This window comes from Mycobacterium sp. E802, assembly GCF_001666875.1.
Classification (GTDB): domain Bacteria; phylum Actinomycetota; class Actinomycetes; order Mycobacteriales; family Mycobacteriaceae; genus Mycobacterium.
This window is the reverse complement of record NZ_LZJD01000015.1, coordinates 67,558-92,038: the sequence shown is the minus strand read 5'-3', so window position 1 is coordinate 92,038 and position 24,481 is coordinate 67,558. Positions and strand designations below refer to the sequence as shown.

Genomic DNA, 24,481 nt, shown 5'->3' with positions numbered 1-24,481 from the left:
CGAGCCTACGGTTTCTGCCCTGGTAACCAGGTTTTTCCGGCAGAAACCGTAGTGTCGGCACGTTGGTGTGGCTGCGTGGCGCGGCTCCGCACACAGATTAAATCAACTGCTTGACTTAATTACAGGAGAGGCGTTGACTGTAACGGTGACGACAGCCAGCCGGACTGCGCGGGCCGACCGGGCCCTCGGCACCCAGGAGGCGATCCTCAAGGCGGCCGAGCGGCTCTATGCCGAGCACGGCGTGTTCGCCGTCTCTAACCGTCAGGTGAGTGAGGCGGCCGGGCAGGGCAACAACGCCGCGGTCGGTTATCACTTCGGCACCAAGACCGATCTGGTCCGCGCGATCGAACACAAGCACCGTGGACCGATCGAGTGCCTGCGACAGCAGATGGTCGCCGACACCGCCGGGTCCTCCCAATTGCGCGACTGGGTGGCGTGCCTGGTGCAGCCGCTCACCGAACACCTTGCGGCTCTGGGCAACCCGACGTGGTATGCCCGGTTCGCCGCGCAGGTGATGACCGACCCGGCCTACCACGACATCGTGGTGCGCGACGCCCTGAGTTCGGCATCGCTGGTCCAGGTCATCGAGGGAATGAAGAACTGCCTACCCGAACTGCCCGACGAGGTTCGCGTGGAGCGCAACATCATGGCGCGCAACCTGTTGATGCACAGCTGTGCCGATCGAGAACGTGCCATGGCTCAAGGTGACACCTTGCCCAGGCCGTCCTGGCAACGTGCCGCCTCGGGCCTGATCGACGCCATCGTCGGTCTGTGGTTGGCACCGGTTACACGAGAAAGCGACCGCGTATGAAAGTCACTGTCAACCAGGACAAGTGCGTCTCGTCAGGACAGTGTGTGCTGAATGCCGGCGAGGTGTTCGACCAGCGCGACGAGGACGGCGTCGTCGTGCTGCTCGAGCCCACCCCCGGACCCGACCAAGCCGACAATGCCCGCCGCGCCGCAGCGGCCTGCCCAGCCCTGGCCATCGAGATCGAGGAATGACACCCACCCATGTCTGAAACCCTTACCGACACCACCGCCACCGACATCCCGGACTACCCGATGGAGCGCGCGGCGGCCTGCCCGTTCGCCCCGCCGCCACAGATGTTGGACATGGGCAAGGTCAAAGGCCTGTCCCGGGTACGCATTTGGAACGGTGACACCCCGTGGCTGATCACCGGTCACGAGGAGGCGCGCACGCTGTTCGCCGATTCTCGGGTCAGCGTCGACGACCGTCGCTCGGGTTTCCCGCACTGGAACGAGCACATGCTGTCCACGGTCGACAAGCGGCCACGCTCGGTGTTCACCTCCGACGCCGAAGAGCACACCCGGTTCCGCCGGATGCTGTCCAAGCCGTTCACCTTCAAGCGGGTCGAGGGCCTGCGCCCGGCGATCCAGAAGGTCACCGACGAGTGCATCGACAAGATGCTGGCCGGGCCCAAGCCGGCTGACATCGTGGCCGGACTGGCATTGCCCGTGCCCACCGTGGTGATCAGCGAAATGCTCGGTGTGCCTTACGAAGACCACGAGTTCTTCCAGGAGCACGCCAATGCCGGCCTGGCCCGGTACGCAGCTGCCGACGCCATGCAGAAGGGCGCGATGAGCCTGCACCAGTACTTGATCAACCTTGTGGAGGAGAAGCAGGCCCATCCCTCCGAGGACGCCGTGTCGGACCTGGCCGAACGGGTCACGGCGGGCGAGATCAGCGTCAAGGAGGCCGCGCAGCTGGGCACCGGTCTGTTGATCGCCGGGCACGAGACGACGGCCAACATGATCGGCATCGGGATCCTGGCCCTGCTGGAAAACCCAGAACAGGCCGACTTCCTGCGCAACGCCGAGGATCCCAAGGTGATCGCCAACGCGGTCGAGGAGCTGATGCGGTACCTGTCGATCATCCAGACCGGTCAGCGCCGGGTCGCGATCGAGGACATCGAGGTCGGTGGCGAGACCATCCGCGCCGGCGAGGGCATCATCATCGACCTGGCCCCGGCCAACTGGGACGCCAAGGCCTACCCAGAACCGGACAAGCTCGACCTGAGTCGGGACGCCGGCCAGCAGCTGGGCTTCGGGTACGGCCGTCACCAGTGCGTCGGCCAGCAGCTGGCACGCGCCGAACTGCAGATCGTCTTCCACACGCTGTTGCGTCGCATCCCGACCCTGGCTTTGGCCATCCCGTTCGACGAGGTCCCCTTCAAGCATGACCGCCTCGCCTACGGCGTCTACGAGCTTCCCGTCACCTGGTGACCTGACTTTCAGCCCACAGCCCGAATGGAGATGTGAAATGTCTACCGCGACTCAAACGCTCTATCCACCAGAAGGTTTCGGTGCCCCCAAGAACCGCAAAGGGCATGCATCGGCCGACGGTTTGACCGGTCTTCCCAGAGGCACCGAGATCTTTTCCGCCGACAACCACATCTCGGTGGCCGACGACATCTTCTACGAGCGCTTCCCCGAGGAGCTCAAGGGCGCCGCGCCGCGAATCTGGTACGAGGACGGCGCCTACATGGTCGGCATGAAGGGCAAGGCCTGGACCGGTGGCGATTTCGGCCGCGTGCTGATGCAGTACGACGACCTCGCCGGGGCGGCGTCCAACAACATCGCCGCACGCATCCGAGAACTCAAAGAGGACGGCATCGACAAGGAGCTGGCCTTCCCGAACGCGGTGCTCGCCCTGTTCCACTACCCGGACAAGGCGTTGCGCGAGCGGGTGTTCCGGATCTACAACGAGCACATCGCCGCCTTGCAGGAGCAGTCGAACGGCCATTTCTACGGCGTCGGGCTGATCAACTGGTGGGACCCCAAAGGGGCGCGCAGCACACTCGAGGAGTTGAAGTCGCTGGGCCTCAAGACGTTCCTGCTGCCGCTGAACCCGGGTAAGGACGACGAGGGCAACATTTACGACTACGGCAGCACCGACATGGATGCGGTGTGGGACGAGATCGAGGCGTCGGGAATCCCGGTCAGCCACCACATCGGCGAAACCCCGCCCAAGACACCATGTCAGAACAACAGCGTCGTCGTCGGCATGATGGTCAACGTCGACTCGTTCCGGGAGCAGTTCGCCAAGTACGTCTTCTCCGGCATTCTCGATCGCCATCCCACGCTCAAGATCGGGTGGTTCGAGGGTGGAATCGCCTGGGTGCCCACGGCTTTGCAGGACGCCGAGCATATGCTGGCCTCCTACCGGCACATGTTCAACCACGAACTGCAGCACGATGTCCGGCACTACTGGGACAAGCACATGTCGGCCTCGTTCATGGTCGACCCGCTGGGGCTTCGCCTGATCGACGAGATCGGCGTCGACAACGTGATGTGGTCCAGCGATTACCCGCACAACGAGAGCACGTTCGGGTATTCGGAGAAGTCGCTGGCCACCGTCGTGGAGGCCGTCGGTCCGGACAACGCCGTCAAGATCGTCTCCACCAACGTCCAGAAGTTCCTGGGATTGGTATGACGACGCCGACGACGGCGACGCGCTCGGGGGTGACCACGATCGTCCGGTCCGGTTTGAGCTGGATGGACATTCCCGACGAGCCCGATCTCGGCCGGATGCGCCGTGAGGTTGGGGTGCGTCTTCGTGATGCCATGCGGCAGCACGGTGTCGACGTCCTGGTGCTGCTCGGCAACGGCAACGTCGTGTATGCCACCGGCGCGAGCTGGCCCCTTCTGGATGCCGGCCTCTCGCATGTCGAGCGTCCGATCGCCGTGGTCTTGGCCGACGACGAATACCCACACCTGTTCCTGCCGGCACGTGAGGGCGCCCCGCTGGAGACCGACCTGCCCGACGACCATCTCCATCCGCCGTTGTTCCTCGAATTCGACGAGGGCGTGGAGCATTTCCGCCGGATACTGGCCAGTCTGGTGCCGGCCGGGGCGTCCTTCGCCGTCGATGAGCTGACCGGGGCGATGCGCCGCGCCGGCGATCGGCTGTTCGCGACCCCACCGACGGACGCCGCACCGGTGGTGGGCGCGGCCAAGTTGGTCAAAACTCCCGATCAGATCGCCGCGGTCCGTCGGGCTTGCCGGATCACCGAAGAAGCCATGGTGGACGTGCAGAAGTCGTTGGCTCCGGGCGTGCGGCAGACCGACCTGTCGGCACACTTCCTGCGCCGCGCCTTCGAACTCGGCGCGACGGCCAGCATGCTCGAGGCGATCTGGCAGGTGATGCCGGCCAGCAAGGCCGAAGGTGCATGGACCACGCACGGCGATCTGGCGCTGCCGCTGTTGTCCACCGAACGTGAACTCAAACAGGGCGACGTGCTGTGGACCGACGTGTCGATCACCTACCGAGGATATTGTTCTGACTTCGGCCGCACCTGGGTGGTGGGGCAGGAGCCCACCGAACGGCAGCAGGCCCAGTTCCACCAATGGCGCGACATCCTCGCCGCGGTCCTCGCCGTCACCAAAGCGGGTGCCACCAACGGAGATCTGGCCCGCGCCGCCATTGCCGCCGCCGGCGGACACAAGCCGTGGTTGCCGCACTTCTACATCGGCCATGGCATCGGCTCCAACGCCGCCGAGATGCCGATGATCGGCACCGACCTCGGACAGGAGTTCGACGACAACTTCGTGTTCCCGGCCGGCATGCTGCTGGTGCTCGAACCGGTCGTGTGGGAGGACGGAACCGGTGGCTACCGCGGTGAAGAGATCGTGGTGATCACCGAAGAAGGGTGGATGCCGTTGACCGACTACCCCTACGACCCGTATCGGTGAGCGGGAGCGAACACGTGAGTATCCAAACCCCCAACATCGACGCGAATTTCGACGTCACCCCCGATTCACCTGCCCTGCGCACCGGGCGCCGGGAACGGGTGCTGGCGCAGATGGCGGCCGACGACCTGGACATCCTGGTGTTGGGACGCCAGGCCAACGTCCGATACGTCAGCGGTGCCCCGCAGCTGTGGGTGGCCGGCACCCGACCGTTCGGCCCGATCTGCAGCCTGGCCCGCGACACCGGTGCGCTGTACCTGAACAGCACGTGGGATGAAGGCATCCCGGAGGAGATTCCGCACGAGAACCTCTACGGTCTGTGCTGGAACCCGATGACGTTGATCGGCGTGCTGCAGGGTATACCGGGGGCCGATACGTTCACGCGGGTCGGAACCGATGCGCTGACACCGACTTTCGCCACGCTGCTGCCGATGGCTTTTCCCGCCGCCGACCTCGTCGACGCCGAACCGGCGATGCGCGCGGCACGGCGTATCAAAACGCCCGAGGAGATCGAGGCGCTGCGCACCGCGCTGCGAATCGCCGAGCACGGACTGGCCTCTGCGGTCGCCGCGGTGGCGCCCGGCAACACCGAGCGCAACCTGGCCGGGGCGCTGATGGAATGCGAAGCCGCCGGTGGTATCAGCACCCCGGCCACGCAGGACTCGGCGTGGATCACGTCGAAGGACAGCCCGTTCCGCCGTTCCGCGGGCGACGGCCGGTTACGCGACGGCGACCTGGTGGCCGTGTCGGCCGGTGTGCTGGCCGGCGGCTATGTGGGCGAGGTGGCCCGCACGTGGCCGGTCGGTGAGATTGCCGACTCGGCCGCCGTGCAGGCGCTGTACTCGCGTCGGGATGCCCTGTGGGACAAGCTAGTCGATGCCTGCCGGCCCGGGGCGAGCGCCGCAGCCCTGCTCCGTGCGTACGCCGAGGCCGGGGAGCCGGTTCCACCGATGCCGGTGGCGCATGGACTGGGTCTCGGCTTCGATCCACCGGTGGTGACGCCGCAACTCCAGGCGACCGTTGACAGTGAGCGACTTGAGGAAGGAATGGTTTTGGCCGTTACTGCGCACGTGTGGGAGAAGGGTGTGGGCTCGGTCTTCACCCGCGATGCGGTGCTGATCACCGACCGGGGCCCCGAGGTGTTGTCCGACGCGGCGACATGGTCGGCGTCATGACCGACACCCGCCCCACACCTGAGGAGATCATCCTCTACGACAAGGATCCCAAGACCAAGATCGCCACCATCACGTTCAACCGGCCGGAGTTCCTCAACGCGCCGACGTCGATGGCCCGGCTGCGTTACGCCGACGTGTTACGGGCCGCCAACGCCGACAACGACGTCAAGGTGGTGATCATCCGTGGGGTGGGTGACAACCTCGGCAGTGGCGCGGACCTGCCGGAGTTCATGGAGGGCAATGACAATCCGGCGGTGCGGCTGGCCGAGTTGCGGCTGGAGGATGACGGTGTCGGCGAGGTGACCTACCCGCCGAAGGGCACCTTCCGCAACGGTGCCACCATCTCCGCCTGGTACGCCAATTCGCAGGCCGGCAACCGCGCCCTGCAGGACTTCAAGAAGATCAGCATCGTCGAGGCCAAGGGCTACTGCTACGGCTGGCACTTCTACCAGTGCGCCGACGCCGATCTGGTGATCTCCAGCGAGGACGCGCTGTTCGGCCATCCGTCGTTCCGGTACCACGGTTGGGGACCACGCATGTGGACCTGGGTGCAGATGATGGGCCTGCGCAAGTTCCAGGAGATGGTGTTCACCGGCCGGCCCTTCACCGCCGCCGAGATGTATGACTGCAACTTCCTGAACAAGGTCGTGCCTCGCGATCAACTGGAGACAGAGGTGGCCAAGTACGCCCTGGCCTGTGCCCGGAACCGCCCGGTAGACACCGTGTTCCAGCAGAAGCTCTTCTTCGAGGTGTTCAAGCAACAGCAGGGTGAGTACATGGGCAGTCTGCTGAGCGCGTTCTTCGAGTCCATGGGCAACGGTGTGGCGAACGACAGCGACGACGACCTGGACATGTTCGAGTCGATCGATTCCGGACTCTCGGCCGCGGTCAACGACAACGACAGCAAGTTCCCACCCGAGTTCCGGTTGTCCAAGAAGAACCGGGCCAAACCCGAATAGACACATGAGCGCACCACTTGACGGCTACACCGTGATCGATCTGTCGTCGGGGATCGCGGGGGCCTACGCCACGAAGATCCTCGCCGACGGCGGCGCCGAAGTGATCAAAGTCGAAGCACCCGAGGGCGATCCGTTGCGCCGCTGGTCGGCCTCAGGCTCCCGGGTCGGGCCCGACGAGGACGGCGCCCTGTTCACCTTCCTGGCCGGTGGCAAACGCAGCGTGGTCGTCGACCCCGATGACCACGACGACGCACAGCTGCTCGAGAGCCTGGTGGCCACGGCTGACGCGGTGATCTGGTCGCCGGAATCGGCTGTCGCACAGCGCCTCGCGCCCGAGGACCTGTTCCGGCGGTATCCGCATCTGATCGTCACCACGATCACCCCCTTCGGGCTGGACGGTCCGTGGAGTGGTCGGGCCGCCACCGAGTTCACCCTGCAGGCGTGGTCGGGTGGAGCGATCGGCATCGGCCGCGGCGTGCAGGATCGGGCGCCGGTGTCGATCGGTGGTCAGGTTGGGGATTGGTTGACCGGTGCGTATGCGGCGGCGATGACGCTGGCATTTCGGGCCCGTGCGCTGCGTGACGGCGTCGGCGAGCTGGTGGATCTGTCCGCGCTCGAGGCCCAGATCCTCGGCCTGACGTACTATCCCGTGACCTACTTCGAGATGTTGGGCCGACCGTGGCGCACGGAGCGCAGGCCCACAGTTCCCGGCGTGGCCGAAGCCGCCGATGGTCTCGTGGCGCTGGGTTGTGGCACTGCCCAGCAGTGGTGGGATCTGTGTGCGATGTCCGGCCACGACGAATGGATCGACGAGACGTCGGAGCTGACGATCACCGAGCAGGCCAACTTGCATGCCGACGAGCTGTACAGCTGGTTGCGTGAGCAGAAGGTCGACGATGTCCGAGAGTTGGCTTCGGCATTTCGGATCCCCAACTCGCCGGTGGGCAACGGCGAAAATGTCACGGCCATGGACCATTTCGTCGAGCGTCAGGCGTTCGTCCGCAACCCGGGGCAGGGATTCATCCAGCCCGCAGCGCCGTACCGGCTCTCCGGCGTCACGTTGAGCGGTCCCGCACCGGCGCCAAGGCTCGGCGAGCACACCGAAGAGGCCCGGGCTGCCGAACGAGTGCCCCGCGCCGTCCCGGCCGGCACGCCCGCCAAAGATCGGCTGCCGTTCAGTGGGCTGCGGGTGCTCGACATGACGACGTTCTGGGCGGGGCCGTCGTGCACGCATGCGCTCGGCATGCTCGGCGCGGAGATCATCCACCTGGAGTCGACGCCGCGGCCGGACGGCACCCGGTTGATCGCGGGCATCCCGGCCAGTGTCGAACAGTGGTGGGAGCGCTCACCGATCTTCAGTGCGCTCAACACCAACAAGAAGAGCCTGACCCTGGACTTCCAAACCGAGGCGGGCCGAGACCTGCTGCGGCGGTTGATCGCGACCTGCGACGTGGTGGTGGAAAACTTCACTCCCCGGGTGATCGACCAGATCGGGCTCGACTTCGAATCGGTGCGTGCCCTCCGCGAGGACATCGTGATGGTGCGGATGCCCGGTTTCGGACTGGACGGCCCGTGGCGCGACAACCCGGCCTTCGCGTACATCATCGAGGACGCGTCCGGATTGAGTTGGCTCACCGGTTATCCCGACCGCGCGCCGTTCGAACCGTATTCGGTCGGCGATCCCAACGCCGGGGTACATGCGCTTTCGGCGCTGATGTTGGCGCTGGAGCACCGCCGCCGCACTGGCGAGGCCGTGCTGGTGGAGGCCGCGATGGTCGACGCTGCGCTCAACATTGCCGCCGAACAGGTCATCGAGTACTCGGCCTACGGTGCACTGCTGCAGCGCGATGGCAACCGCGGTCCGGCCGCAGCCCCGCAGAACATCTACCGGTGCGCCGACATCGACGAGTTCGGCCGGGCGGACAGCTGGGTCGCCATTGCGGTGAGCGACGACGCCCAGTGGCAGGCGTTGTGTGCCGCGATCGGGCAGCCGGACTGGGCGACGGATCCGGAGTTGGGCACCGCCGCCGGACGACGTGCCCGCCACGATGTGATCGACGAGAGATTGGCGGCCTGGTGCCTGCCCCGCAGCGGTGACGAGATCGTCGAGGCGCTGTGGCCCGCCGGTATCCCGGTGGCCAAGGTGATGCAGCCGCACCGGCAACTTGACGTGCCGCAGTTGCGCTTCCGTAGGTTCTTCGAGCATGTCGGACATCCGGTGAACAACCCGGCTCCGCACAGCACGTTGCCCGTGTGCCTCGCCAATGGGCCGCGGGAGCTGCACCGCCACGCCGCACCGCTGCTGGGTGAGCACAACCACGAACTGCTGACCGAGCTGGGTCTGTCGGGCGACGAGATCGCCGCACTCGCCTCCGACGGCGTGATCGGTACCGAGCCCGGCGTCGGTGGACGCCGAAAAGCAGCTCGCTGAGCGGTGTTTCAGCGCCGCCGATACGCGAGCGCGTCGAGGAGGGCACCGAAATCCTCGGTGGCCCAGAGGTGCAGAACGTTGTTCAACATGAGCAGCGGTGATCGTATCGCCTCGCTCTCGGCGATCACCGGGTCGAAGCGGTCGAGGTTGCGATCAGGCAGCACGGCCCGCAGATGCGTGGGCACGTCGAGCAGCCACGCCACGCCCATCACCGCGGCGTAGAGCACGAGCTGTTGGCGGAGCAGGTTCACGTCGAGTCCCTGCCCACCGGCTGCGTGGAACTCGGTGGCGAAGTGGGCGAGCAGCTCGTCAAGGTGGTCTTCCCACATGCCGGTCTCGGCGCTGCACAACGAACCCCACAGGGCCATCGCGACATTCATCACGCTGATACAACCCCAGTCCATCAGACCGCAGGCCGTCGTGCCGTGTGGTTCGGTCCAGAACCAGGCGTTGTCGACATTGGCATTCCAGTGACACAGCGCCACCTGCTCGTCGGTCGCGTGGAGCCAGGCCATCACGGCATCTTCGGCCGCGTCGATCCGGACCACATCGGTGAGCACGCGGTCTATGAACTCGGCCCGCCGGGCCACTGCAGGCAGTAGCGCCGGATACCGCACAGCGAAGGCGGCCAATCGGCGGACCTGCGCGGTCAGATCGGCGGGGGAGCGACGCACCCGGGTGCCGACGGCGACCTTGGCGGCGTCGTATCGAAACATGTCGGCCACGGCTTCGGGCAGCTCACCGCCGTGGTGTGCTCCAGCCAGACGGGCGACCGACGTGAGCAGCGCCCGGTAGTGGCCGAGCGCGTCGGGCATTCGGTAGTCGAGGCACTTGTCGTAGTGGGGTTCGATGCCGGTGGAGCCGAAGGCGATTCGCTCGGTCACCAGCACCCCAGTGCTTGAGGCCTGGTGATAGTCGGCGAACAGACACAGCGGCACCCTGATCGGCAGTGCCGTGCGAGCCGACAGCGCTCCGAATGCTGTTTCGAGTTCCATCTGCGTCTTGCCTCGATCCCGGCGGGCGTTGTCGAAGTCGCGGGAGAACTTGACGAAGAGTTCGGTGGGCAATCCGTCAGCGGGATCGGCGTAGCGGACATCCACGAGGGCCTTGCGTCCGGTGCTCCCGCCCGAGCATTCCTCGAACCGGGTGACCGCGACGACCTGGTTACGTTGTGGGAGAACGCCGAAGGCGTGCAGCGCCGTGGTCAGGAAATCCGGGCCGGCAATCCGCAGGGCTTCGGGATCAGCGGGAAATTCAAGCCCGGTAGCGTCCCCGGTCACCCAGCGTTGCATCTAACCTCGACAACCATGGCTATCAACCCTTCTGACATTCTGCTCACCGGACAGGTGGCCGTGGTCACCGGCGGCGGCACCGGGATCGGCCGGGGAGTTGCCGCCGGCCTGGCCGCCTTCGGTGCCTCCGTGGCGATCTGGGAGCGTAACCCGGACACCTGCGCAGAGGCCGCCGATTCGATCGGTTGTCTGGGTATCGTCACCGACGTACGTGACGCCGAGCAGGTGGATGCCGCGCTGGTGCAGACGATTGCGGAGTTGGGCACCGTGCGCGTCCTGGTCAACAACGCCGGTGGCGTGTTCTCCTCACCGCTGCTGGAGACCACCGAGAATGGCTGGGATGCGTTGTATAAGAGCAACTTGCGCCATGTGCTGTTGTGCACACAGCGGGTGGCGCGCCAGTTGGTCGCAGAAGGATCATCCGGCAGCATCATCAATCTCACGTCGATCGAAGGAGTGCGGGCCGCACCGGGCTACGCTGCCTACGCCGCGGCCAAGGCCGGCGTCATCAACTACACCCAGACCGCGTCGTTCGAGCTTGCGCCGCACAACATCCGGGTCAACGCGATCGCGCCTGATCTCACCGTCACCGAGGGGCTGTTGGCCTTGTCTCCGGACGGGTTGCCGGAAGGCATCGCCGACGCGATACCGCTGGGGCGGGCCGGTCACGTCGACGAAATCGCCGGGACCGCAGTCTTTCTGGCTTCCAGCCTGTCGAGTTACATCACCGGGCAGACGATCCATGTGGACGGAGGCACACGGGCTGCGGGTGGCTGGTACCGCCACCCGCAGTCCGGTGCCGCAACACTCGGCCCAGGCTAGGGATCCGGGCCTACTTGAGGCAGCTTCCAGCGTCCACCGGCAGGGTCACGCCGGTGACGTAACGAGCCTCGTCCGAGGCCAGGAACAGCACGGCGTTGCTGATGTCCACCGCCTCGACCCACGGGATGGGCAGGGTGTGGAACAGCTGGCAGATCGGCGCCATGTCGTCGGGGCCCGGGTTCTCCAGGTCGGGCCGGAACATCTTGAACGTGCCGTCGTTGTGCAACATCGGGGTGGCCACGTGCGTGGGATGCACGCTGTTACAACGGATGTTGTGCTGGCCGAGTTCGACGGCGAAGCCGCGCATCAGGCCGACGACACCGTGCTTGGCGGCGACATAGTTGCCGCAGTGCGGGTACGCCTTGAGGCCACCCACCGAGCTGGTCAGGATGATCGACCCGCCGCGGCCACCTGCGATCAGATGCGGCACACCGGCTTTCACCGACTTCCAGACGCCGGAGAGATTGATGTCGATCATCTCGTCCCAGTCCAGCTGGCTGGTTTCGTGCAGGACGTCCCCGCCGTTTCCGATGCCGGCGTTCGCCACGATGATGTCGAGGCGACCGAGCTGCTCGACCCCGCTGTCCACGGCGGCCTTGACCGCGTCGGCGTCGCGCACGTCCACCTCTGCGGTAACCACCCGACGGTTGAGGCCCTTGATCAGGTTCGCGGTCTCGGCCAGGTCGTCAGAGGTGGAGGCCGGGATGGCGGTCTCCACGCCGGGCCGGATCGGTCCGCAGATGTCGATCGCGATGATGTCGGCGCCCTCTTGGGCCAGCCGTATCGCATGGCTACGTCCCTGGCCACGAGCAGCGCCCGTGACGAACGCGACCTTGCCTTCCACCCGTCCAGTCATTGTTACCCCAGTTCGGTATTCGTGAGCAGCTACGTTCGGCGAAATCTGTGCAGCTGCTCAGCACTCTGTCACCGGGCCGCCCGCCGTGTCAACGACAGATGCGGTCCGAGCAATTTGTACTCTCCGCTTAGAAGAATGATGTTCTCGGCGAGGCGAGCTCAGGAGAGTGTGCGACGGTCCGAACCCCGGTCGCGATGCGGGGCGCGTCGTCGGTGCGGAGTGCATCGATGGCGCCCGTGCGTGCGATATGCAAACGGGAAAACCGGCGCGATCAGGTCGGCGGCGGCCGGTATGAGATCCGGCACACAGCGCCGGGCGAAGGTACTTCTGACTGCTAGAGAACGCTGTTCTCGGCTAGCCTGCGACGAAGCCGTTGGCCACGAAGTCCCACACTTCATCGGCGGTGATCGGGTGGACGGAGGCCTCGTCGGCTCCGCCGCTGGACTGCGCGACGAACATCACCGTCTGCATGGTCATGGCGGCCATGCGTCGCGGGTTGATTCCGGGGCGGAGCTGGCCGGCGTCGGAAGCTTCCACCATGAGCTCGGTGAGCAGGGCCAGCAGCGGCGCATGGGCCACCTTCACCTCTGACGGATGCGACACCAGCAGGCGCGGGGCGAAGTCGGTGAACAGCGGACGTTTGGCGGCCGGGTCAGGGCGCGACGATTCGAAGAGCAATTGAATGGCGACCTTGAGCCGTTCGATCGGCTCATCCTGCGTGGAGGTGGCGGCCCGGATCTGGTCGGCCGATCGGCTCAGCGCATCCTCGAACAGTGCCAGGAGAAGCTCGTGTTTGCCGTCGAACTGCAGGTAGAAGCTGCGCAACGACTGCCGGGAGCGGTCCACGACCTCCTGCACGGTGAAGTCGGTGCTGCCCTTTTCGATGATGATCGCCTGGGCGGCGTCGAGGAACCGCTGCACGCGCTGCGCAGCCCGCAACTTGGCGGTTTTGATCGACCGCTCGACAGCGCGCTGCTTCCAAGCTGGTTCTTCGCCAGCGGTAGTCACTGGCTGGTCCGACGCTTGTCGAGTGGGGAGAACATGAACTGACTGTACCGGAGAACGCCTTGCCATTGTGGTCCCAGACCCCCTCGCGGCCAATGTGTTGGAGATTGTAACTTTCGCACTGAGAGAATAGTATTCTCATCGCGGGAATTATAGAAGCCTTTCGGGAAGAAGCCTTTCACATCAATTTGTGCCTCTCGACGCTCTTTTCGGGCCGCTGTGAGCAGAAGGAATGACGTGTATATCGACTACGACGCCAGCGACTCGATCGCCACGATCACGCTGAACCGGCCGGAAGCCGCCAACGCGCAGAACCCCGAGCTGCTCGATGAACTCGACGCCGCGTGGACCAGGGCCGCCGAGGACCACGATGTGAAAGTGATCGTCTTGCGAGCCAACGGCAAGCACTTCTCCGCGGGCCACGACCTGCGCGGCGGGGGACCGGTGCCCGACAAGATCACCTTGGAATTCCTGATCGAGCACGAATCGCGGCGCTATCTCGAATACACCCTCCGCTGGCGTAACGTCCCCAAGCCGTCGATCGCGGCGGTGCAAGGCCGTTGCATCTCCGGTGGCCTGCTGCTGTGCTGGCCGTGTGATCTGATCCTGGCCGCCGACGACGCGTTGTTCTCCGATCCGGTGGCGTTGATGGGTATCGGTGGTGTCGAATACCACGGGCATACCTGGGAACTCGGTGCCCGCAAGGCCAAGGAGATCCTGTTCACCGGCCGGGCCCTGACCGCCGAGGAAGCCGAGCGCACCGGCATGGTCAACCGGGTGGTCCCGCGCGACGAACTCGACACCCAGACGGCCGAACTGGCCGCACAGATCGCGCGGATGCCCGCGTTCGCGCTGCGGCAGGCCAAGCGTGCGGTCAATCAGACCCTCGACGTGCAGGGCTTCTACGCCGCAATCCAATCGGTGTTCGATATTCACCAGACCGGGCACGGCAATGCGCTTAGCGTCAGCGGATGGCCGGTGCTCATGGATATCGACGGGATGAAGCAGAACATCAAGTAGCGGTGGGCCTCTGAGGATGGGGGCGATCCGGCTCAGCGTGGCCTACGCGGCCCGCCAGATCTACGCGCAGACCACTGCGGCCGTTGCGGTGACGCTGGTGGTGCTGGCGCTCAGTCGCAACACCGTCGGTGATGCCCGGGAGTTGTTGACCCAGGCGAACCTTGTTGCCCTGATCGCACTGATGGTCGCGGCCGCGATCGTCGATACCGTCGTCGGCTGGGTCCTCGTTCATCCGACGTTTCGATGGTTTGCCGCGGGGGATGAGCCGACGCCGCAGCAGCAACGTGCCGCCATGCGTATTGCACCGCGTCAGACGATCATCCAGTTCAGCACCTGGGCGGTGAGCGCGCTGGTGTACACGCTGCTGAACCTCGATGTCGGGGGAGGAGTCGCGTACGTGATGGGCGGTGCCATCCTCTTCGGTGGAATCGCGGCCGCCTGCATGGGATTCCTGGTGACCCAACGCATGTTGCGGCCGATCGTGGCTGCCTCGCTGACCGCGTCCTCCGCCATGCTGGTCCGGATGCCCGGTGTGCTGGCCCGGCTGGTCACCATCTGGACCCTGTTCAGCGGGCTGCCCTTGGCCGGTATCGCGCTGATCGTGCTGGCCCGCTCGAACGGCTGGTTCGTGCAGAAGACGGCGCCGGTCGAGGCTGCGGTGCTGGTGGTGGCCGTCATCTCGCTGATGTTCGGACTGCGCTCGATGTTCCTGGTGGCCCGCTCGGTGTCGGACCCGGTCGGAGAAGTCGTCCTGGCCATGAAGGCCGTGGAACGCGGCTGGTCCGGAGTCTCGGTCAAGGTGTACGAATCGTCCGAGATCGGCCGGCTCCAATACGGTTTCAACCGGATGGTGGCCGGGCTGGCCGAGCGGAATCGATTGCGCGACTTGTTCGGCCGCTACGTCGGGGTCGACGTGGCCCGGCACGCCTTGGAGCAGGGCGCCGCAGTCACCGGAGACGTCCGCGAGGCCGCGGTTCTCTACGTCGACCTGGTCGGCTCGACCGCGTTGGGCGCCACTCGACCGCCGCAAGAGGTGGCGCAACTGCTCAACGGCTTCTTCAAGATCGTGGTGGACACCGTCGAGCACCACCACGGCCTGATCAACAAGTTCGAGGGTGACGCGGTGCTGGCTGTGTTCGGCGCGCCGCTGCGCCTGGACAATCCGGCCACCTCGGCGCTGGCCACCGCCCGGGCCCTGGCCCCACGGCTGCACCAGCTGCCGGATGTCGAGTTCGGCGTGGGCATTTCGTGTGGCTCGGTGTTCGCCGGCAACATCGGTGCCGAGAACCGCTACGAATACACGGTGATCGGCGACGCGGTCAACGAAGCCGCCCGGTTGGCCGATCACGCCAAGGACCGTGAGACGACGGTGTTGTGCTCGGGTAGTGCGCTGGCGCATGCCGATGCCGACGAAAGTCGGCACTGGGTGGTGCGGGGTTCGACGGTGCTGCGTGGTCGCTCGACGGCGACGGTCTTCGCCGAACCGCTCCCGGATTAGTGGGTCACCCCCCTACCGCGAGCAGACATAAACCCTTACCTTCTTCGCGGAAAAGGTAAGGGTTTATGTCTGCTCGGCAGAGGAACGCTACAGCTGGGCCAGGCGGGGCACGGTGCCGCGGGCCCGCAGGCCGGAGCCGGCCTTACGGGTGAGTTCCCGTGAGCTGCCCAGCAATCCGTCGAGCACCAGGGCGCGCTTGACGTGCACGTGCAGTTCGTGCTCCTCGGTGAAGCCGATGCCGCCGAGTACCTGCTGGCAGTGCTTGGCGGCGGTCAGCGCGGCCTTGCCTGCCGCAGCCTTGGCCAGCAACGAGTTCAGGTCGACGTTGTCCGAACCGGGCAGGCTCAGCGTCGCCTCGGCACCTTCGATGGCCACCAGGGTCTCGGCGAGTTTGTGGCGGACCGCCTGGAACGACGAGATCGGCTTGCCGAACTGGACCCGGTCCAACGCATGCCGGCGGGCCAGGGCCAGCATCGCCCGGGCCGAGCCGACCAGCCACCAACCCAGCGCGCGGCGTGCTTCGGAGATCCGTAGCAGTTGGCCGTCGGGGACCTGACGCAACGGCAGCCCGCCGAGGGTCGGATTCTCGGCGCTGCTCTCACGTTCCCACACCACCCAGGTGCCACCGGCATAGGGCATGGGCGGGGTGCCACCGGGCAGACCGCCGATGGTCTCGAGCAGCACGTCGTTGAGAACCGAGGCGTGCGAACCGGTTTCGCCCAGCAGCCGGAACACCAGCGGCATGGCGACCTCGGGCATGTCCGAGAGCATCTCAGCCCAGCCGAGCTCGGCCAGCGCAGTGTCGAGCTCAGGGCCCGACGCGGCCAGCATGGTCTTGCGCAGGGTGTCTTCGAGCAGGCCGAGTGACTCGGCGTCCAAGCCCGGTTCCGTCGTGGCGGCCATGGCTCACTCCTTCCCGAGGTCCAAGAGGCGGCGCGCGATGATGTTGCGCTGTACTTCGGCGGTCCCGCCGTAGATGGTGGCGGCCCGCGAATACAGGTACTCCGTGCGCCATTCGGAATCTTCGAGCTCGATGACCCCGGGAAGCAGGTTGCGCGCGGTGTCATAGAGCAATTGCTCGGCACCGGCCAACAGCACCTTGTCGATCGACGTGTCCGGGCCCAACTTGTGGCCCTCGGCCAGACGGCGCTGGGTGGCCGCCGAGCGGCAACGCAGCGTGTGCAGGGCCAGATAGACCTCACCGAGATCCGAATCCACCACCTGGCCTTGCCGTTTCACCGCTTCGACCAACGCGTCGAACCGGGAGTACAGATAGGCGATGCGCTGCCAGAAGCAGGTCGAGCGTTCATAGGGAAGCAGGTCCATGGCCAGCTGCCAGCCGTCGCCGGGCTTGCCGAGCATGCGGCTCGCGTCGACCTCGACGTCGTCGAAGTACACCTCGCAGAACTCGTCGACGTCGTGCATGGTGTGTAAGGGCCGTACCGAGATGCCCGGGGAATCCATGTCGACGAAGAACGCCGTGATGGCCTGATGATTGGGAGTGTCGGCGTCGCCGGTGCGGGTGAGCAGGATGCAGCGGTGCGAGAACTGCGCGAAGCTGGTCCACACTTTCTGGCCATTGACGACCCACTTGCCGTCCTCGCGCTGGACCGCGCGGGTGGTCAGCGAGGCCAGGTCACTGCCGGATCCGGGTTCGGAGAAGCCCTGGCACCACTGCTCTTCCCCGGAGAGCATCTTGGGCAGCATCTCCGCGGCCAGTTCGGGTGTGGCGTAGTCGATCATCGTGGGTGCGAGCACCTCGATCATCGAGTACGGGCCCGGCTCGGCGAGGCGCCGGCCGACGATCTCCTCACCGACGATGGCGCGCAACACATCCGGGCCGCCGAGCCCGCCGGCATGTTCGGGCCAGCCGTAACGGCCCCAGCCGCCGTCGTAGAGCGCGCGCATCACTTGGGCGAACTGCTTCATGTGCGCGGCCAGCGAGTGGTCGTCCGGCGGGGTCAGGTCATTCTCGGCGAGCCAGTCCTGCAGTGCCGCACGGAACGTCGCAGGGTCGAAGAGGTCGGTCATCCTGCTTCCGGCCTGCCGATCGCATGCGGCCGGCCGTGATCGTGATCGCCACTGCGCCGGATGAAGGTCATGGCCCGGGTCTTCAACCGCCAGCCCTCGGCGGTCCGCTCATAGGTGTCGCGGTAGTAGCCGATGCGCATGTCGTGCTTGGAATGCTCGATGAAGCACAGCGGTTGCGTGCCGGATGCCGTATCGGCGCCTTCTACCAGGTCGATCAGCGCGGTGCCGGTCATGAACAGGCCCTTGGGGGCCGCGTCGACGAGCACGGGGAAGCGATTGAGCGTATAGGTCTCGCCGAATGCGCTGTAGGTGCCGTCAGGGGTGAAAACACTGATCAGACCGTCGATGTCACCCTGGGTGATGGTGACCGCGTACTTGGCGAGCACCTGCTGGATCTCGATCAGATCCTCGATGCGGCTCGGGGAGTCAGTTGATGTGGTCATTGCGGAAAACCTTACCGCCTTTCATTACAAAATCCACACGCTGTGTAACGCTGATGTCCTCGAGTGGGTTGCCTGGCACCGCGATGATGTCAGCGAGCAGCCCTTCGGCCAGCCGGCCGCGGTCGGTGGCGTTGATCAGATCGGCGGCGATCGTGGTGGCCGAGCGCAGCACCGCGGCCGGCGGCATGCCCCATTCCACGAGCGTCACAAGCTCGTCGGCGTTGCGGCCGTGCGGGATGGCCGGCGCGTCGGTGCCGACCGCGATCTTCACCCCGGCCTCGTACGCCGCCTTGATCGACGTCTCGGCCTTCGGGAACATCTCGGCAGCCTTGTCCTGCAAGACTTTCGGCGCCTTCGACACGTCCATGGCCTGGGCCAGGCGGCGCGTGGTGACCAGGAACCGGTCGTTGTCGACGAGCATCTGGATGGCTTCGTCGTCCATCAGGAAGCCGTGCTCGATGCAGTCGATGCCGCAGGCGACAGCGTGCTTGACGGCCTCGGCCCCGTGAGTGTGGGCCGCGACCCGCAAGCCGCGACGGTGGGCCTCGTCGACGATGACGCGCAGTTCCTCGTCCGAATAGTGTTGTGCCCCGGCCTCACCGGTCAGCGACATCACCCCGCCCGAACAACACACCTTGATCAGCTGTGCGCCGTGCTTGATCTGGTAGCGCACCGCCTTGCGGATCTCGTCGACCCCGTTGGCGATGCCCTCCTCGATGGTCAGCTCCAGCACGCCCGGCATGAACGCCGCGAACATCGTCGGGTCCAGGTGCCCGCCGGTGGGGGTGATGGCGTGTCCGGCCGGCACGATGCGAGGTCCGTCGATCCAGCCCGCGTCGATGGCCTTGCCCAACGCCACGTCGAGCAGGTATCCGCCGGTCTTGACGAAGAGCCCGAGGTTGCGCACGGTGGTGAACCCGGCTCGCAATGTACGACGGGCATTACCCACCGCACGCAGCACGCGGGTCGGGGGATCGTCCTGCACCTGTGACAGGCCCGGGTTCTCGCCCCGGCCACCCATGAGCAGGTTGACTTCCATGTCCATCAGGCCGGGCAGCAGGATCGAGTCTCCGAGATCGATTGTCACCTCGGAGTCGGCCGGGATCTCCCCACCGACAGTGCCGGATTTGCCGGCTCCGCCGACGCTAACTATGCGGTCACCGTCGACACGGACAATGCCGGGACGAATGATCGTCCCGGCATCGACGTCGACAAGACCCGCGGCTTTGAGGGTCAACATCGGTTAAACCACCGGCTCCTTGATGAGGTTGATGTAGGCCGCGCCGCTGTCGAGGACCCGCGGCTGCTTCCACACCTCGACCGGGAAGCTCACCATGACGATGGACTGGCCGAGATGCACCAGCGCCTTGGCGTCGTCGGGCATGCTCGACAGGGGGAAGCGGGCATCGACGTAGACCATGATGTCCTCGAGTCGTGCCATGCCGGCGTCGTACAGCTCCTGCATCTCGTCCATGGAGGAGTTGAGCCGCTTCTGGTAGCGCTCCTCCTCGGTGGGCAGGCACCAGTCGCTGAACCGCTCCAGATCGGCGAATTCTTCGGGCAGCTTAGACATTTGCGGGATCCTTTTCTGCGGCCTTCTCACTGGGGGCAGTGTGCTTGCCGTTGCTCGAACCGGTTCCGTTGGCCCCGTTGGCCAGCGACTCCTTGTACCGGTCGACGTACTTGTGCGCGGTGTGGTGCAGGTGGCGGAGCAGAATTTCCTGGTCGCACAGCGGGAAGTCGAGGACGGCCCGGGTGCCGATCTGGGTCTGGGTGGCCTCCAGCGTGTTGGCGTCCTGGAACGCGTACTCCTTGAACGTCACCGCGGCGAGTTCCTGGGACAGCCGCTCGCGCAGGTTCTTCGGCGGCACGAAGTACAGGTCGGCCTCGAAGATGTGCGAGTCCACACCGGTCGGCCAGTAGTTGTAGGTCAGGTACCAGCCCGGCACCCAGAACAGCAGGGTGAAGTTCGGGAAGAACTCGAACGAGTCCTGGCCCCAGGTGCTGTGGCGGCCGGGATTGATCGCCGGCGGCAGCTCGTCGGGCAGGATTCCCTTGATATCGGGGCGATCCCACGGTCCGAACAGACCGCTGTGCAGGATGCGCTCGATGGGCTTGACCATCTTCAGGTCCTTCGGCGGGCTCATGCCGCCCCAGGACGAGATCATCGAGTGGTCACCCTTGATGTCGTAGTGCAGCGCCTCGAAACCGAACTTGGCCAGCTTCTCGGCTTCCTCCTTTTCCGCCTGCTTCATGTGCAGGATCGGCGCGTGGTAGAACTCGACGAACGCGTCGATGAACAGCTTCCAGTTCGCCTTGATCTCCGCGCGGTAGCTGTAGTGCTCGGTCATCTCGTGGAAGGGATAACCCTTGAGCCCCTGGCCGAATTCGCCCAGGTACTCCTCCAAGGACACCGCATCGTCGTCGAAGTTGACGAAGATGAAGCCCTCCCACACCTCGCAGCGCACCGGCTTGAGCGGGTAGTCGGCCTTGTCGACGTCGAAGAACTCCTGCTCCTGCTGGATGAAGGTCAGATCGCCCTTGAGGTTGTAGCGCCAGGCGTGGTACTTGCAGACGAACTGGCGGCAGCTGCCGGACACCTCTTCGCCGGGGTAGTCGTTCCACACCAGCTTGTTTCCGCGATGGCGGCACAGGTTGTAGAAGGCGCGGATCTCGTCTCCGTCGTTGACGATGATGATCGAGGTGCCCGGGCCGACCGATGGCAGTTCGCGGGTGATGTAGCTGCCCTTCTTCGGGATCAGCTCCACGCGGCCCATCTGCAGCCAGGTCTTGCGGAAGATGGCCTGCTGCTCCAGCTTCCAGTGCTCGGGGTCGATCGAATCCTCATAGTTGACCGGGGCGGTACCCAGCTCGGGCCAATTCTCGGTCCAGCTGCCGGCATCCGGCTTCGGGAAAAACGCCATGTGTTCCTACCTACTTTCTTCTTGAGTTAGTGACCGGATTCCGGCGCAATTCCAAAGGTGTTGTAAGCCATGGCCATCAGGCCGTAGCCGCCGATCGTGAAAACCAGGTCCATGCGCTGACGCTCGTCGAGGTGCTCGCTCAGCGAAGCCCAGGTGCCGTCCGAGATCTTCGAGTGCTCGTCGAGTTCGTCGACGGCGTCGAGCACGAGTTGATCGAGTGCCGTGGTGGCCTGGCCGGTTGTACTGCTTGCGATCTGCTCGTCGGTCAACCCTTCGGCCTTGCCGATGAAGGCATGGTGGGTCCACTCGTACTCGCACTGCTTTCGATGTGCGATCCGCAGGATGGCCAACTCGCGGATCTGCGGGTCGAGCGTCGAGCGGAACAGCAGGTGATTGCTGAATCGCAGAAACGCCTTGGTCAACGCGGGGTGCCGGGCCAGCGTCGACAACGCGGTGCCCGCTCCCTCGGGGTTGAGCCGCTCCTCTGGGAGCATGACCGACAGTGCTCGGCGCACGTCGTCGTCCCACTCCTCGGCGGGCAGAGGGGCCAAGCGCACGGGGCGTTCTCCTCTCGGGACTCTCGTTGACGAGAATCAGGTTCTCATTTCCGACTAAGAGGTTTCCACCTTTTGCCGCGATGGTCAACAAGAACTACCGAGGTTTCGCGCTGACCTGGCCAAACTTCCATGTCAACGGCTTCGCGCGTTGATTCTCGCTAGACGAGAAGCTAGTTTCCTCACTTAGAGAACCCGCGTGGCATCCGACCGGACGGAGTGAGGCAGTGAACAAAGACGACATGATTCTGATCAGCGTCGACGACCACATCATCGAGCCGCCGAACATGTTCAAGAATCATCTGCCGGCGAAGTATCGAGATGAGGCGCCGCGGTTGGTGCACAACCCCGACGGCAGCGACACCTGGCAGTTCCGCGACACGGTGATCCCCAACGTGGCGTTGAACGCGGTGGCCGGCCGGCCCAAGGAGGAGTACGGGTTGGAGCCTCAAGGGCTCGACGAGATCCGCAAGGGCTGCTATGACCCGGATGAGCGGGTCAAGGACATGAATGCCGGTGGGGTACTGGCGACGATGAACTTTCCGTCGTTTCCCGGCTTTGCGGCACGGTTGTTCGCCACCGACGACGACGACTTCTCGCTGGCGTTGGTGCAGGCCTACAACGACTGGCACATCGACGAGTGGTGCGGGTCGAACCCGGGGCGGTTCATCCCGATGGCGATCCCGGCCATCTGGAACCCGCAACTGTGTGCCGACGAAGTGCGCCGGGTGTCGAAGAAGGGCGTGCACTCGCTGACGTTCACCGAGAACCCGTCCACCTTGGGCTACCCGTCGTTCCACGACCTGGAGTACTGGAAGCCGTTGTGGGAGGCCCTCGTTGACACCGACACGGTGATGAACGTGCACATCGGGTCCTCGGGCAAGCTGGCGATCACCGCGCCGGATGCGCCGATGGATGTGATGATCACGCTGCAGCCGATGAACATCGTTCAGGCCGCGGCGGATCTGTTGTGGTCGGCGCCGATCAAGGCCTACCCCGACCTGAAGATCGCGTTGAGCGAGGGTGGCACCGGGTGGATTCCGTACTTCCTGGACCGGGTGGATCGCACCTTCGAGATGCACTCGACGTGGACGAATCAGGACTTCGGCGGCAAGCTGCCCAGCGAGGTGTTCCGCGAGCATTTCATGACGTGCTTCATCTCCGATCCGGTCGGGGTCAAGAACCGTCACGAGATCGGAGTGGACAACATCTGCTGGGAGATGGACTACCCGCACAGTGACTCGATGTGGCCGGGTGCGCCCGAGGAACTGTGGGCGGTGTTCGACACCTACGACGTACCTGACGACGAGATCAACAAGATCACCCACGAGAACGCGATGCGGCTGTATCACTTCGACCCGTTCGCCCATGTGCCCAAGGACCAGGCCACCGTCGGAGCGCTGCGCAAGGCTGCCGAAGGACACGATGTGTCGATCCGCGCCCTGAGCAACAAGGAGAAGACTGGCACCAGCTTCGCGGACTTCCAGGCCAACGCCAAAGCCGTTTCCGGCGCACGGGACTGATCGTCGGGCCGGGACCGGCCCAGAAAATAGGAGAACACACAGTGTCGGGCGGTATGAACTTCGAACTGACCGAGGACCAGCAGCTGATCCGCAAATCCGTTGCGGAGCTGGCGGCCAAGTTCGATGACCACTATTGGATGACCAAGGACCAGGCGCACGAATTCCCGCAGGAGTTCTACGACGCCATCGCCGGTGGCGGCTGGCTGGGAATGACCATCCCGGAGGAGTATGGCGGCCACGGCCTCGGCATCACCGAGGCCACCATCCTGGCCGAGGAAGTGGCTCGCTCCGGCGGAGCCATGAACGCCGCCAGCGCGATCCACATGTCGATCTTCGGCATGCAGCCGGTGGTGGTCTTCGGGTCCGAGGAGATGAAGAAGGCGACCTTGCCGCGCATCGTCAACGGCGATCTGCACGTGTGCTTCGGCGTCACCGAACCTGGTGCCGGGCTGGACACCTCGCGCATCACCACGTTCGCCAGAAAAGACGGCGACAGCTATGTGGTCAACGGCCGCAAGGTGTGGATCTCCAAAGCCCTTGAGTCCGAGAAGATCTTGCTGCTCACCCGCACGGAGTCCCGCGAGGACGTCGAGAAGCGCGGCGGGAAGCCGACCGACGGACTGTCGTTGTTCCTCACCGACCTCGACCGCGACCACGTCGAGATCCGGCCCATCAACAAGATGGGGCGAAACGCGGTGAGCTCCAACGAGTTGTTCATCGACGATCTGCGGGTGCCGGCCGAGCACCTGATCGGCGAGGAGGGCAAGGGCTTCAAGTACATCCTGCACGGGCTCAACCCGGAGCGGATGCTGATCGCCGCCGAGGCGCTCGGCATCGGCCGGGTGGCGCTGGACCGCGCGGTGAAATACGCCAACGAGCGCGTGGTGTTCGACCGGCCGATCGGCATGAACCAGGGCATCCAGTTCCCGCTGGCCGACTCGCTGGCCCGCCTGGATGCGGCCGAGCTGATCCTGCGCAAGGCCACCTGGCTCTACGACAACGGCAAGTCGTGCGGTCGGGAGGCCAACATGGCCAAGTATCTGTGCGCTGACGCCGGATTTGGTGCCGCCGACCGGGCGTTGCAGACCCACGGCGGGATGGGTTACTCCGAGGAGTACAACATCTCCCGGTTCTTCCGGGAATCCCGACTGATGAAGATCGCGCCGGTGAGCCAGGAGATGATCCTGAACTTCTTGAGCGCGAATGTTCTCGGCCTGCCGAAGAGCTACTGAGGAGAA

At 65.2% G+C, this 24,481-nt stretch carries 23 protein-coding genes; 13 read left to right on the top strand and 10 right to left on the bottom strand.

What is annotated here, in order from left to right; all coding sequences use genetic code 11:
* Positions 1 to 145: 145 nt before the first annotated feature.
* The 8 genes from A5699_RS02665 to A5699_RS02630 are packed head-to-tail and all read left to right on the top strand — an operon-like array spanning position 146 to position 9,275.
* Positions 146 to 811: a TetR family transcriptional regulator gene (locus A5699_RS02665; RefSeq protein ID WP_231965543.1), complete on the top strand. Its 666-nt coding sequence runs from the start codon at positions 146 to 148 to the stop codon at positions 809 to 811.
* Positions 808 to 1,002 (top strand): ferredoxin, encoded by a 195-nt coding sequence (locus A5699_RS02660; protein WP_067764928.1) that lies wholly within the window; start codon positions 808 to 810, stop codon positions 1,000 to 1,002. The genes A5699_RS02665 and A5699_RS02660 overlap by 4 nt, the downstream gene beginning before the upstream one ends.
* Before the next feature lie 9 nt (positions 1,003 to 1,011).
* Positions 1,012 to 2,244, top strand: coding sequence for a cytochrome P450 (locus tag A5699_RS02655; RefSeq protein WP_067764925.1), 1,233 nt, complete (start codon positions 1,012 to 1,014; stop codon positions 2,242 to 2,244).
* Between the two features lie 37 nt (positions 2,245 to 2,281).
* Positions 2,282 to 3,454, top strand: coding sequence for an amidohydrolase family protein (locus A5699_RS02650; RefSeq protein WP_067764922.1), 1,173 nt, complete (start codon positions 2,282 to 2,284; stop codon positions 3,452 to 3,454).
* Complete coding sequence (locus A5699_RS02645) at positions 3,451 to 4,713, top strand: Xaa-Pro peptidase family protein (protein WP_067764919.1); 1,263 nt, start codon at positions 3,451 to 3,453, stop codon at positions 4,711 to 4,713. Before A5699_RS02650 ends, A5699_RS02645 begins: the two co-directional genes overlap by 4 nt.
* A 14-nt stretch (positions 4,714 to 4,727) precedes the next feature.
* Entirely contained in the window at positions 4,728 to 5,885 is a 1,158-nt protein-coding gene (locus tag A5699_RS02640; protein WP_231965542.1) for a Xaa-Pro peptidase family protein, read from the top strand.
* Entirely contained in the window at positions 5,882 to 6,844 is a 963-nt protein-coding gene (locus A5699_RS02635) for an enoyl-CoA hydratase/isomerase family protein (RefSeq protein ID WP_067765061.1), read from the top strand. Before A5699_RS02640 ends, A5699_RS02635 begins: the two co-directional genes overlap by 4 nt.
* A gap of 4 nt (positions 6,845 to 6,848) precedes the next feature.
* The gene (locus A5699_RS02630) at positions 6,849 to 9,275 is read left to right on the top strand and encodes a CaiB/BaiF CoA-transferase family protein (protein WP_067764916.1); all 2,427 of its coding nucleotides are present in this window, start codon (positions 6,849 to 6,851) and stop codon (positions 9,273 to 9,275) included.
* Between the two features lie 8 nt (positions 9,276 to 9,283).
* On the opposite strand, the gene A5699_RS02625 is transcribed toward A5699_RS02630, so the two are convergent.
* The gene (locus A5699_RS02625) at positions 9,284 to 10,555 is read right to left on the bottom strand and encodes a hypothetical protein (protein WP_231965541.1); all 1,272 of its coding nucleotides are present in this window, start codon (positions 10,553 to 10,555) and stop codon (positions 9,284 to 9,286) included.
* A gap of 27 nt (positions 10,556 to 10,582) precedes the next feature.
* On the opposite strand from A5699_RS02625, the gene A5699_RS02620 reads away from it, so the two are divergent.
* A complete protein-coding gene (locus A5699_RS02620) occupies positions 10,583 to 11,389 on the top strand; it encodes an SDR family NAD(P)-dependent oxidoreductase (protein ID WP_067764910.1) in 807 nt (268 codons plus the stop codon).
* A 10-nt stretch (positions 11,390 to 11,399) separates the two neighbouring features.
* Here A5699_RS02620 and A5699_RS02615 read toward each other — a convergent pair whose 3' ends face one another.
* Both A5699_RS02615 and A5699_RS02610 read right to left on the bottom strand, forming a co-directional pair.
* Positions 11,400 to 12,245, bottom strand: a complete 846-nt coding sequence (locus A5699_RS02615) for a mycofactocin-coupled SDR family oxidoreductase (protein ID WP_067764906.1) — start codon at positions 12,243 to 12,245, stop codon at positions 11,400 to 11,402.
* Between the two features lie 354 nt (positions 12,246 to 12,599).
* Entirely contained in the window at positions 12,600 to 13,319 is a 720-nt protein-coding gene (locus tag A5699_RS02610; RefSeq protein ID WP_076238752.1) for a TetR/AcrR family transcriptional regulator, read from the bottom strand.
* A gap of 168 nt (positions 13,320 to 13,487) precedes the next feature.
* Here A5699_RS02610 and A5699_RS02605 point away from each other — a divergent pair, with 168 nt between their 5' ends.
* Together A5699_RS02605 and A5699_RS02600 are read left to right on the top strand one after the other, a co-directional pair.
* On the top strand, positions 13,488 to 14,270 hold the full coding sequence (locus A5699_RS02605; RefSeq protein ID WP_067764900.1) for an enoyl-CoA hydratase: 783 nt from the start codon (positions 13,488 to 13,490) through the stop codon (positions 14,268 to 14,270).
* A 16-nt stretch (positions 14,271 to 14,286) separates the two neighbouring features.
* Positions 14,287 to 15,768 carry an adenylate/guanylate cyclase domain-containing protein gene (locus A5699_RS02600; protein WP_067764896.1) on the top strand — a complete coding sequence of 494 codons (1,482 nt, stop codon included), beginning with the start codon at positions 14,287 to 14,289 and terminating at the stop codon, positions 15,766 to 15,768.
* Between the two features lie 87 nt (positions 15,769 to 15,855).
* On the opposite strand, the gene A5699_RS02595 is transcribed toward A5699_RS02600, so the two are convergent.
* From A5699_RS02595 to A5699_RS02565, 7 genes are read right to left on the bottom strand one after another with little or no spacing between them, the layout of a single operon-like run.
* On the bottom strand, positions 15,856 to 16,671 hold the full coding sequence (locus A5699_RS02595; RefSeq protein WP_067764893.1) for an acyl-CoA dehydrogenase family protein: 816 nt from the start codon (positions 16,669 to 16,671) through the stop codon (positions 15,856 to 15,858).
* A gap of 3 nt (positions 16,672 to 16,674) precedes the next feature.
* A complete protein-coding gene (locus tag A5699_RS02590; RefSeq protein WP_067764890.1) occupies positions 16,675 to 17,799 on the bottom strand; it encodes an acyl-CoA dehydrogenase family protein in 1,125 nt (374 codons plus the stop codon).
* Positions 17,796 to 18,242 (bottom strand): nuclear transport factor 2 family protein, encoded by a 447-nt coding sequence (locus A5699_RS02585; protein ID WP_067764887.1) that lies wholly within the window; start codon positions 18,240 to 18,242, stop codon positions 17,796 to 17,798. The genes A5699_RS02590 and A5699_RS02585 overlap by 4 nt, the downstream gene beginning before the upstream one ends.
* Positions 18,226 to 19,482, bottom strand: coding sequence for an amidohydrolase family protein (locus A5699_RS02580; RefSeq protein WP_067764884.1), 1,257 nt, complete (start codon positions 19,480 to 19,482; stop codon positions 18,226 to 18,228). Before A5699_RS02580 ends, A5699_RS02585 begins: the two co-directional genes overlap by 17 nt.
* Positions 19,483 to 19,485: 3 nt before the next feature.
* Positions 19,486 to 19,815, bottom strand: a complete 330-nt coding sequence (locus A5699_RS02575; RefSeq protein WP_067764881.1) for a hypothetical protein — start codon at positions 19,813 to 19,815, stop codon at positions 19,486 to 19,488.
* Positions 19,808 to 21,166 carry an aromatic ring-hydroxylating dioxygenase subunit alpha gene (locus A5699_RS02570; protein ID WP_067764878.1) on the bottom strand — a complete coding sequence of 453 codons (1,359 nt, stop codon included), beginning with the start codon at positions 21,164 to 21,166 and terminating at the stop codon, positions 19,808 to 19,810. The genes A5699_RS02575 and A5699_RS02570 overlap by 8 nt, the downstream gene beginning before the upstream one ends.
* A gap of 26 nt (positions 21,167 to 21,192) precedes the next feature.
* Complete coding sequence (locus tag A5699_RS02565; protein WP_067764875.1) at positions 21,193 to 21,723, bottom strand: carboxymuconolactone decarboxylase family protein; 531 nt, start codon at positions 21,721 to 21,723, stop codon at positions 21,193 to 21,195.
* A gap of 224 nt (positions 21,724 to 21,947) precedes the next feature.
* Here A5699_RS02565 and A5699_RS02560 point away from each other — a divergent pair, with 224 nt between their 5' ends.
* Positions 21,948 to 23,243: an amidohydrolase family protein gene (locus tag A5699_RS02560; protein WP_067764872.1), complete on the top strand. Its 1,296-nt coding sequence runs from the start codon at positions 21,948 to 21,950 to the stop codon at positions 23,241 to 23,243.
* A gap of 53 nt (positions 23,244 to 23,296) precedes the next feature.
* Positions 23,297 to 24,475 (top strand): acyl-CoA dehydrogenase family protein, encoded by a 1,179-nt coding sequence (locus tag A5699_RS02555; protein ID WP_067764869.1) that lies wholly within the window; start codon positions 23,297 to 23,299, stop codon positions 24,473 to 24,475.
* Positions 24,476 to 24,481: the final 6 nt, after the last annotated feature.

Bases quoted from the DNA above. Each gene is read 5' to 3' on its own strand.
- A5699_RS02660 (WP_067764928.1), top strand. From the start codon at position 808: ATGAAAGTCACTGTCAACCAGGACAAGTGCGTCTCGTCAGGACAGTGT.
- A5699_RS02655 (WP_067764925.1), top strand. From the start codon at position 1,012: ATGTCTGAAACCCTTACCGACACCACCGCCACCGACATCCCGGACTAC.
- A5699_RS02650 (WP_067764922.1), top strand. From the start codon at position 2,282: ATGTCTACCGCGACTCAAACGCTCTATCCACCAGAAGGTTTCGGTGCC.
- A5699_RS02645 (WP_067764919.1), top strand. From the start codon at position 3,451: ATGACGACGCCGACGACGGCGACGCGCTCGGGGGTGACCACGATCGTC.
- A5699_RS02635 (WP_067765061.1), top strand. From the start codon at position 5,882: ATGACCGACACCCGCCCCACACCTGAGGAGATCATCCTCTACGACAAG.
- A5699_RS02630 (WP_067764916.1), top strand. From the start codon at position 6,849: ATGAGCGCACCACTTGACGGCTACACCGTGATCGATCTGTCGTCGGGG.
- A5699_RS02620 (WP_067764910.1), top strand. From the start codon at position 10,583: ATGGCTATCAACCCTTCTGACATTCTGCTCACCGGACAGGTGGCCGTG.
- A5699_RS02615 (WP_067764906.1), bottom strand. From the start codon at position 12,245: ATGACTGGACGGGTGGAAGGCAAGGTCGCGTTCGTCACGGGCGCTGCT.
- A5699_RS02610 (WP_076238752.1), bottom strand. From the start codon at position 13,319: ATGGCAAGGCGTTCTCCGGTACAGTCAGTTCATGTTCTCCCCACTCGA.
- A5699_RS02600 (WP_067764896.1), top strand. From the start codon at position 14,287: ATGGGGGCGATCCGGCTCAGCGTGGCCTACGCGGCCCGCCAGATCTAC.
- A5699_RS02595 (WP_067764893.1), bottom strand. From the start codon at position 16,671: ATGGCCGCCACGACGGAACCGGGCTTGGACGCCGAGTCACTCGGCCTG.
- A5699_RS02590 (WP_067764890.1), bottom strand. From the start codon at position 17,799: ATGACCGACCTCTTCGACCCTGCGACGTTCCGTGCGGCACTGCAGGAC.
- A5699_RS02585 (WP_067764887.1), bottom strand. From the start codon at position 18,242: ATGACCACATCAACTGACTCCCCGAGCCGCATCGAGGATCTGATCGAG.
- A5699_RS02580 (WP_067764884.1), bottom strand. From the start codon at position 19,482: ATGTTGACCCTCAAAGCCGCGGGTCTTGTCGACGTCGATGCCGGGACG.
- A5699_RS02575 (WP_067764881.1), bottom strand. From the start codon at position 19,815: ATGTCTAAGCTGCCCGAAGAATTCGCCGATCTGGAGCGGTTCAGCGAC.
- A5699_RS02570 (WP_067764878.1), bottom strand. From the start codon at position 21,166: ATGGCGTTTTTCCCGAAGCCGGATGCCGGCAGCTGGACCGAGAATTGG.
- A5699_RS02555 (WP_067764869.1), top strand. From the start codon at position 23,297: ATGAACTTCGAACTGACCGAGGACCAGCAGCTGATCCGCAAATCCGTT.